Source organism: Roseobacter sp. (genome assembly GCF_024639605.1).
Taxonomy (GTDB): Bacteria; Pseudomonadota; Alphaproteobacteria; order Rhodobacterales; family Rhodobacteraceae; genus Roseobacter.
The window spans coordinates 1-8783 of the sequence record NZ_JAHEHZ010000143.1; the positions used below are offsets into that span (position 1 = coordinate 1).

At 60.7% G+C, this 8783-nt stretch carries 7 protein-coding genes; 4 read left to right on the forward strand and 3 right to left on the reverse strand.

Annotated elements, in window-relative coordinates; genetic code table 11:
* Position 1 precedes the first annotated feature (1 nt).
* The 3 genes from Q0M35_RS15300 to Q0M35_RS15310 all read right to left on the reverse strand — a co-directional run bounded on the left by Q0M35_RS15300 (position 2) and on the right by Q0M35_RS15310 (position 3697).
* On the reverse strand, positions 2-1219 hold the full coding sequence (locus Q0M35_RS15300; RefSeq protein ID WP_295316817.1) for a branched-chain amino acid ABC transporter permease: 1218 nt from the start codon (positions 1217-1219) through the stop codon (positions 2-4).
* Positions 1220-1222: 3 nt separating this feature from the next.
* Positions 1223-2254: a branched-chain amino acid ABC transporter permease gene (locus Q0M35_RS15305; protein ID WP_295316820.1), complete on the reverse strand. Its 1032-nt coding sequence runs from the start codon at positions 2252-2254 to the stop codon at positions 1223-1225.
* Between the two features lie 75 nt (positions 2255-2329).
* The gene (locus Q0M35_RS15310) at positions 2330-3697 is read right to left on the reverse strand and encodes a substrate-binding protein (RefSeq protein ID WP_295316821.1); all 1368 of its coding nucleotides are present in this window, start codon (positions 3695-3697) and stop codon (positions 2330-2332) included.
* A 236-nt stretch (positions 3698-3933) separates the two neighbouring features.
* On the opposite strand from Q0M35_RS15310, the gene Q0M35_RS15315 reads away from it, so the two are divergent.
* The 4 genes from Q0M35_RS15315 to Q0M35_RS15330 form a co-directional block, all read left to right on the forward strand.
* Positions 3934-5223: a helix-turn-helix transcriptional regulator gene (locus tag Q0M35_RS15315; RefSeq protein ID WP_295316822.1), complete on the forward strand. Its 1290-nt coding sequence runs from the start codon at positions 3934-3936 to the stop codon at positions 5221-5223.
* A 193-nt stretch (positions 5224-5416) separates the two neighbouring features.
* Complete coding sequence (locus tag Q0M35_RS15320) at positions 5417-5800, forward strand: response regulator (protein ID WP_295316827.1); 384 nt, start codon at positions 5417-5419, stop codon at positions 5798-5800.
* Positions 5801-5804: 4 nt separating this feature from the next.
* A complete protein-coding gene (locus Q0M35_RS15325) occupies positions 5805-6101 on the forward strand; it encodes a hypothetical protein (protein WP_295316829.1) in 297 nt (98 codons plus the stop codon).
* On the forward strand, positions 6098-8783 hold a 2686-nt coding region (locus tag Q0M35_RS15330), incomplete at its 3' end, for an ATP-binding protein (RefSeq protein WP_295316831.1). The genes Q0M35_RS15325 and Q0M35_RS15330, both read left to right, overlap by 4 nt.

The window sequence follows — 8783 nt, forward strand, 5'->3', positions numbered from 1 at the left end:
CTTATTCCGCCGGCGGCGTGTTGCGTTGCTTGGCCGCGTCAAGCTCGGCATCCGAACTGTTGCGGTCCTTACGGCGGAAGATCCGTCCGATCCTCTGCCCCCCTTCGACAAGGCCACCGGGCAGGAAAATCACGACCATCATGAACATCAGGCCCAGCGTGAGATGCCAGCCTTTGCCCACAAAGGGATAAACGAGGGTGATAAAGAAATCTTCCATCCCGTCGGGCATGAAGGCAAACCACTGCTCCAGCACGGTTTTGTTGATCTTGGAGACGATGTTTTCCATATATTTGATGAAACCCGCACCCAGCACCGGACCGATAAGCGTGCCGGCACCACCAAGGATCGTCATCAGAACAACCTCACCGGAAGCGGTCCAGAACATACGTTCGGCCCCCACCTGGGTGTCCATGGCCACGAGCAGACCACCCGCCAGACCCGCATACATGCCGGAAATAACAAAGGCTGCCAGCGTATAGGGTTTGGAGTTCAGGCCGGTGTAGTTGAGCCGCTGCTGGTTAGATTTGACCGCCCGCAGCATCATGCCAAAGGGCGAGCGGAAGATGCGGATGGAGAGGTAAAAGGCTGCCAGCATCACGACGGCTGCAATGTAGTAGCCCGCGTTGAAGGTGAAGATCCATCCGCCGACGGCCATCTCGTAACTCGAGCCCATTTCCAGCCCGAAAAGGTTGGCGCGGCTTGATCCGCCCCCGCCCAGCAGGGTATCGAGAACTCGTGGGTCGTCGACCTTGGGCTGCAGCCCCGTTTCGCCACCGGTAATCGGCGCCAGCACCGAGTAGGCCAGAGAATAAGACATCTGCGCGAAGGCAAGCGTCAGGATCGAGAAGTAGATCCCCGAGCGTCGCAGCGAGATCCAGCCTACCAGCAGCGAGAAAAGTCCTGCCACAGCCACCGAAATGATAATTGCCGGGATCACGTTCATCGTGAGCAGTTTCATCATCCAGATCGCGGCATAAGAGCCCACACCCAGGAAAGCGGCGTGGCCGAAGCTGAGATAGCCTGTGAGCCCGAAGAGAATGTTGAACCCGATGGCAAAGATTCCGAAGATCACCAGACGCTGCATCAGGTCAGGATAGCCGGCGTTGAACTGCGCCATGGCCGAGCCTTCGGGGAAGGGGTTCAGGATGAAGGGGGCGAAGATGGCCAGGATGGCCACGATAACCAGAAGGGTTGCGTCTTTTTTCGTCAGTCCGAACATGTCTTATTCCTCCATCACGCCTTTGCGGCCCATTAGGCCACGCGGACGGGTCAGCAAGATGATGATGGCGACCAGATAGATGATGATCTGGTTGATCCCGGGCAGGATCTCGAGCACGGCCGCCATAGAGGCGAAGCTTTCGAGAATGCCCAGCAGGAAGCCTGCGAGCACAGCGCCCGAGAGCGAACCCATGCCGCCGACGACGACCACAACAAAACTGAGAACGAGGAAATCCATGCCCATGTGATAATTGGGCGAGTTAATGGGGGCGTACATGACCCCGGCCAGCCCTGCGACCGCCGCCGCGATGCCGAACATGATGGTAAACCGTTTGTCGATGTTGATGCCCAGCAGCCCAACTGTTTCGCGGTCAGCCATGCCTGCGCGCACGACCATGCCAAAGGTCGTGAACTGCAGAAAGGCAAATACAGCGCCGATGATCACGGCCGAGAAGGCAAAATATACAAGCCGCCAGTAGGGGTAGATGATCGTGTTGGGATCAAATCCCAGCAGCGCGCCAAAATCGAACGAGCCGCGAAACGCATCCGGTGCCGGGGTGGGGATCGGGTTGGCACCATAGAAATACTTGATGACCTCCTGCAGCACGATAGCAAGGCCGAAGGTCACGAGAATCTGATCGGCGTGGGGACGTTTGTAGAAGTGTTTGATAAGGCCACGTTCCATCGCAAAGCCGATGCCCACCATGACAGGGATCGCAAAGAGGATCGAAATGGGTACCGCCCAGTCAATGATTGCATCGCCTGTCTTCTGGCCGAAGATGTCGTAGATGTAGGGCACGTCGACTTTGAGCGGGTTGCCCAGAAAGTCTTTTTGCGTCTCATCGATCACCGTATGGCTGAGCGTCAGGATCCGGCTCAGGGTGACGGCACAGAAAGCGCCGATCATGAAAAGCGCCCCGTGGGCGAAGTTCACGACCCCCAGGGTGCCGAATATCAGTGTCAGACCCAGCGCGATCAGCGCGTAAGCCGATCCTTTATCCAGGCCGTTCAGAATTTGCAGAATGATTGCGTCCATGGTCCCACCTTCAGGATGCGAATTTTGCCGTAGAACGGAAACGCCGGGCAGAGAAACTCCGCCCGGCGAAAAGGCTTATGCGCCCGGGTTACACTCGCCCAGCTGTCCGCCCGCCATCTGCGGGTGATCAGGATCGTATGTAACCTGTTCGGTCGGCGTGACTTCAACGATTTCAACGAGGTCGTATTCGTTTTCGGGGTTCTCTTTACCCTTCACGACTACAACGTCTTTGAAGCACTGGTGGTCATCGGCGCGGTAAAGTGTCGGGCCGTTGCCCATGCCGTCAAACTCGAAGCCTTCGAGAGCTTCGACGACTGCACAGGGGTTGAACGAACCCGCGCGTTCCACAGCATCCGCATAGAGCAGGGTCTGCACATAGCAGGTGTGCGCCGCCTGGCTGGGCGGGAAGCCGTATTTCTCACCAAAGGACTGCACGAAGGCATTTGTGCCCACATAGCGCGCGCCCAGTTGGTTCTCGAGCTTCCAGTCCCAGTTCTGCGAGCCGAAGATGCCTTTGATGTTGGCACCGGCGCCGCGGGCCATAAGCTCCGAATAGAGCGGCACGACGATTTCGAACTTCTTGCCGTTCACTTCTTTGTCGCGCAGGCCGAACTGAACCGCGTTGGTCAGCGAGTTCACCATGTTGCCGCCGTAGTGGTTCAGAACCAGCACGTCCGCACCGGACTGCAGCACAGGAGCGATGTAGGAGGAGAAGTCGGTCTGTGTCAGCGGTGTCAGAACCGCGTTGACGGTTTCCCAGCCCATGGCTTCGGTCGACGACTGCACGGCCTCCTGGGTGGTGTAGCCCCAGTTGTAATCGGCGGTCAGGTGATAGGCCTTGCGGTCTGTGCCATACTGGTTGGCCAGAACGGGCGCAAGAGCGGCACCGGACATATAAGAGTTGAAGAAGTGGCGGAAACCGTTGGCTTTTTTGTCTTTGCCTGTGGTGTCGTTGGAGTGCGTCAGACCGGCCATGAAGATAACGCCGGCTTCCTGGCACAGCGCCTGGACCGCAACGGCCACACCCGAAGACGAGCCGCCGGTAATCATGATGGCGCCGTCTTTTTCAATCATCGACCGGGCAGAGGCACGTGCGGCGTCTGATTTGGTCTGTGTGTCGCCGCTGACGTATTCGACTTTCTTGCCGAGGATACCGTTACCCTGCAGCGCTTTGGACGAGAACGTCTGCATCATGCCGCCGTCGCCGCCACCGTTCAGGTGCTCGACTGCCAGTTCAAAGGCGCGCAGTTCGTCGGCACCTTCATCGGCATAGGGGCCGGACTGCGGCACGTTAAAACCCAGTGTGACCGTGTCGCCGGTCGGTGCGTTGGTGAAGCCGCTGTGGCCGTCCGCACGCAGATACGTCGGCAGCGACAGGCCGGCGGCACCGGCAACGGCGCCGGTCTTGATCAGACCACGACGTGTAAAGTTTGATTTGGACATGAAAATCCTCCCAGTTGTTTTAATCAGGCTGCCGCCAGGGTCTCCTCCCACCGGCAACATGAGGCACAAAGGTGCAGTTAGCTTATCGCCTGCGGAGTGAAAATTGCGCAACAAGTCCCTTGAACTGAACAATTATTTTGTAAATAATTCGACAAATCAGGGGTGGAGTTTGTAAAGTTTATGATATTGCAGCGCAGAAACCCGTTGAAATCGCCGGACATTCAGGAGCAAAGATTATGCCACGCGAAGGACTGACCGGCAGCCGTATCCGTGAGCGGCGTTCTGTGGCGGGGCTGCGACAGGCGGAACTGGCCCGCAGTCTGGGGATTTCAGCCTCATACCTCAACCTGATCGAGCACAACCGGCGCAGAATCGGGGGTAAACTGCTGGTCAATATTGCCCGCGCTCTCGGCGTTGAGCCATCGGTTCTGACCGAAGGTGCCGAGGCCACGCTCATTGCGACGCTCCGCGAAGCGGCCACCGACGCCAGCCTGTCAGCTGAGGAAACCGGGCGGGCCGATGAACTTGCCGGGCGTTTTCCGGGCTGGGCCGAGGTGCTGGCGGCAGGGCACCGGCGCATCGCCACGCTGGAGCGCACCGTTGAGGTTCTGAACGACCGGCTGACGCATGATCCGCAACTCGCCGCCTCAGTGCACGAATTATTGTCAACGGCGGCGGCGATCCGCTCTACAGCCTCAATCCTCGCAGATGAGAAGGATCTCGAGGCCGACTGGCGCGACCGGTTTCATGCCAACCTCGACCAGGACAGTCTGCGCCTTGCGGACAGTTCCAGGGCGCTGGTTGAATATTTCGAGGCGGGGCAGAGCGGCGAAGATACATCTTCCAGCCCGCAGGATGAGCTTGATGCCTTTCTGGATGCGAATTCCTGGCGGTTTGATGCCATCGAGACCGGTGAGAAAGCGCCCGGTGACATCATCGCCGCCGCCCCGGAACTGCGCCAGCGCGCGGCCCGGCAGCTTGCCGGAACGGTGTTGCAGCGGATTGCTGCAGACGCCGCCCGCGTGTCCCTGAAAGAACTGCAGGCAGCCCTTGCGGCACACGGGCCCGATCCGGTTGCGCTGGCTCGGCACACCGGCGCCCCGGTAGCGCTTGTTCTGCGCCGCATGGCGAGCCTTGCGGAGCCTGAGTGCGGGCTGGTGATCTGCGACCGCGCCGGCAGTATCGTGTTCCGTAAACCAGCCGGACAGTTCGTGATCCCGCGGTTTGCGCCCGCCTGTGCTCTCTGGCCGCTCTTCTCCGCGCTGAACCAGCCCGGACAGGTGCTGCGCATCCCCGTGGTGCAGCTGGGACGGGGACGGACGGCCTTTGACTGCTTTGCTGTGGCTGAAACCGTGGGCGAGCCGGCCTATAACATGCCACCACTGATGCAGGCGACGATGCTGCTGCTGCCGGTTGCAGGACCGGCGCCGGTTGACGCATTGCAGGTCGGATCCACCTGCCGTGTCTGCCCTGCGGAGCGCTGCCCGGGCCGCCGCGAGCCGTCGATCCTGCGCGAGGGTGTCTGAGGCCGGTTGAGCCATGTCAGGCCGCTGCTGTGCTGTCGTGTCAGGTATCCGCGCAGAACTGCGCTGCGGCAGGCAAACGAGGGCCAGCAGGCTTTTGACTTGGCTGTAAAAAAGCGCGATAACCTGCATACGGGTTCCGGACGGAGGCCTGCATCTGATGCAGAACCGGAATGCCCTTTGGGAGGAGGGTCAGATGAGCAACCATGTGCTGTTGGTCGAGGACGAGGTGAACATCATCGAAGCCATCCGGTTTTTGCTGAGCCGGGAAGGCTGGACCGTCGACACCCATTCCGACGGATCGGACGCCGCCGATGTCATCCGCACCCGGAAGCCTGATATCGTGATCCTCGATGTGATGCTGCCCGGCAGGAGCGGTTTCGACATTCTCGAAGAGTTGCGCAGCGATGCGCAGACCGCTGACCTGCCGGTGCTGATGCTGACCGCGCGCGGCCAGAGCCGCGACCGGGAGATGGCCGAGAAGGCCGGTGTCAGCAGGTTCATGACCAAACCCTTTTCTAACGCCGAGGTGCTGACAGCTGTGCGCGACCTGCTTTACGTGCACCGGCAGAGCACCTGAGCATATGGCGGGCGGCCGGCCACCTCTCTTTCTGGAACGGCGCAGCTACCGCCAGCGCAGGCTGATTGATGCCGTGCGTCTGCTCGCCGTGCTGGCGGCGGGGCTGTGGATGATCCCGCTTATCTGGGCTGATGGCAGCGACCCGCGGGCCGACACTGTGCCGATGTCCCGGGCGCTTTTTTATATTTTCGGCGTCTGGGTTGCGGTGATCCTGGCCGCTTTCGTGCTCTCCGGGCGGATGCGGCGCATGCCTGACCCCGGTTCAGAGGGCGCGGAGGGCGCAGAGGAATCCCGCCGGTGACCTCGCTGAACCTGCTCATTGCCGTCTGCTTTGCCTATGTCACCTTTCTCTTTGGTGTGGCGTTCATCGCCGAGCGCATGGGGGTACGGGGCCGCGCGGGCTGGCTGCTGCGCTCGCCGCTTGTCTATACGCTCTCGCTGTCGATTTACTGCACGGCATGGACGTTTTACGGGGCGGTCGGCAATGCCGCGCGGTCGGGGCTCGAATATGTGACGATCTATCTGGGTCCCAGTATCGTAATCATCGGCTGGTGGTTCGTGCTGCGCCGTCTGGTGCGCATCGGGCGCAGCCACAAGGTGACCTCGATCGCCGATCTGATCTCATCGCGGTATGGTAAATCCAACGTTCTGGCGATTGTGGTCACGGTGATGGCTGTGATCGGCGTGACACCCTATATCGGGTTGCAGCTGCAGTCCGTGACCCTGTCCCTCTCAATCTTTTCTGCCGCGGGCGATGCCTCTGTCACGCCGGACACCGACAATCCGGGCGGGCTCTGGATCGCCGCCGGGCTGGCCCTTTTTACCGTGGTCTTCGGCACCCGTAATCTGAACGCTAACGAGCGCCACCACGGCGTGGTCATCGCCGTTGCCGCAGAAGCGGTGGTCAAGCTGGTGGCGTTGCTGGCGGTCGGAATTTTTGTGGTATGGGGCATTGCGGGAGGGCTCTCGGAGACCCTGGCGCGCATTGACGCCTCGGCCCTTGGCACGTGGCAGACGGACGGCAGCCGCTGGGCTACGCTGACATTCCTGTCAGCCACCGCGTTTCTCTGCCTGCCGCGGATGTTTCAGGTGCTTGTGGTCGAAAACGATGATGAGCGCCATCTGCAGATCGCAAGCTGGGCGTTTCCGCTTTATCTTATGCTGATGAGCCTTTTTGTGGTGCCCATCGCCGTCATCGGTCTTGAAGTGCTACCGGAAGGGTCCAACCCGGATTTCTTTGTGCTCAGCCTGCCGCTCAGTCAGGGACGTGAAGGGCTGGCGATGCTCAGCTTCCTCGGGGGGTTTTCCTCTGCCACCTCGATGGTCATCGTGGCGACACTCGCGTTGTCAACGATGGTCTCCAACCATGTGGTGATGCCGGTGTTCCTGCAGCTCCGCAAAGGCGGGGCGACACAGTCGGGCGATGTGCGCAACGTGGTGATCCTGTCGCGCCGGCTGTCTATCCTGGGCATTATCGGTCTGGGCTATGTGTATTTCAAAGCCTCCGGAGGCTCCGGTGCGCTGGCGGCAATCGGTCTGATCTCCTTTGCCGGCGTGGCACAGTTTCTGCCCGCGATGATCGGGGGGCTGTTTTGGCGCGGGGCCACGCGGCTGGGAGCGGTGACTGGGCTGGCCACCGGTTTCGCAATCTGGATGTACACCATGCTGTTGCCGAGCTTTGGTCCGGACGCGGTGCTGTCGGACGCTGTTTTCGAGACCGGCCTTTTCGGTCTGCACTGGCTGCGGCCGCAGGCGCTCTTTGGCATCACGGGCATGGATCCGACGGTACATGCGGTTTTCTGGAGCATGACGCTCAATGCGCTGGTCTTTGCGCTTGTATCCCTCGTGAGCTTCCCGCTGCCGCTCGAGCGGTTGCAGGGCGCGCAGTTCGTGAATGTTTTTGATCATTCAGCCCAGACGCGCAGCTGGAACGCCACCGTAGCCGAAAGCGAGGATCTGATGATCATGGCGCAGCGGATTCTGGGGGCCGATGAGGCTTTGCAGCTTTTTGCGGGTGAGGCGCACAGCCAGGGATTGCCAGGGCATCTGCCCGAACCCACGCCCGCCTTTCTGCAGCGACTTGAGCGGGTTCTTTCGGGTTCGGTCGGGGCGGCGACGGCGCACGCGATGATCGGCCAGATTGTGGGCGGCGCTTCTGTGTCGGTGCAGGATCTGATGGCGGTGGCGGACGAATCCGCGCAGATGCTTGAATATTCCAGCCGGCTCGAGGCGCAGTCAAACGAGCTCAGCAAGACCGCCGCACAACTGCGCACGGCCAATAACAAACTGATGCAGATAAGCGCCCAGAAGGATGCCTTTCTCAGCCAGATCAGCCATGAACTACGCACACCGATGACCTCGATCCGGGCCTTTTCAGAGATCCTGCGCGATACCGAAGGTCTCGGGCCGATGGAAAAGACCAAATACGCGAGTATCATCCATACAGAGGCGATCCGGCTGACGCGGCTGCTGGATGATCTGCTGGATCTGTCGGTGCTTGAAAACGGCCAGGTCACGCTCAACCGTCAGACCGGAACGCTTGGCGATGTGCTGGATCAGGCGGTCGCAACCGCCCGGGCAGGCGCATCGCGTGAACTGTCGGTCAAACGGCGGCGTCTTGACGAGGCGATCACGCTGGACACGGATCTCGACCGGCTGAGCCAGGTGTTCATCAATCTGATCACCAACGCCGCTAAATACTGCGCCGCCGACAGTCCCGAACTGCGCATCGTGGCGGGGCAGAGAGGGGACGCGGTGGTCATCGACTTTATCGACAACGGAGCGGGGATTCCTGCGGGTGCGCGCGAAATGATGTTTGAAAAATTCAGCCGGATCGGAGCCCAGGACAGCAACGGCGCCGGGCTCGGTCTTGCGATCTGCCGCGAAATCCTGACACGCCTCGGGGGGCGCATCACCTATCGCGACGGCACCGGCGGAACCGCTTTCCGGGTCGTGCTGCCGCAATCGCTGGCCATGGCTGCAC

Coding starts and splice junctions, on each gene's coding strand:
- Q0M35_RS15300 (WP_295316817.1), bottom strand. CDS start 1,219: ATGTTCGGACTGACGAAAAAAGACGCAACCCTTCTGGTTATCGTGGCC.
- Q0M35_RS15305 (WP_295316820.1), bottom strand. CDS start 2,254: ATGGACGCAATCATTCTGCAAATTCTGAACGGCCTGGATAAAGGATCG.
- Q0M35_RS15310 (WP_295316821.1), bottom strand. CDS start 3,697: ATGTCCAAATCAAACTTTACACGTCGTGGTCTGATCAAGACCGGCGCC.
- Q0M35_RS15315 (WP_295316822.1), top strand. CDS start 3,934: ATGCCACGCGAAGGACTGACCGGCAGCCGTATCCGTGAGCGGCGTTCT.
- Q0M35_RS15320 (WP_295316827.1), top strand. CDS start 5,417: ATGAGCAACCATGTGCTGTTGGTCGAGGACGAGGTGAACATCATCGAA.
- Q0M35_RS15325 (WP_295316829.1), top strand. CDS start 5,805: ATGGCGGGCGGCCGGCCACCTCTCTTTCTGGAACGGCGCAGCTACCGC.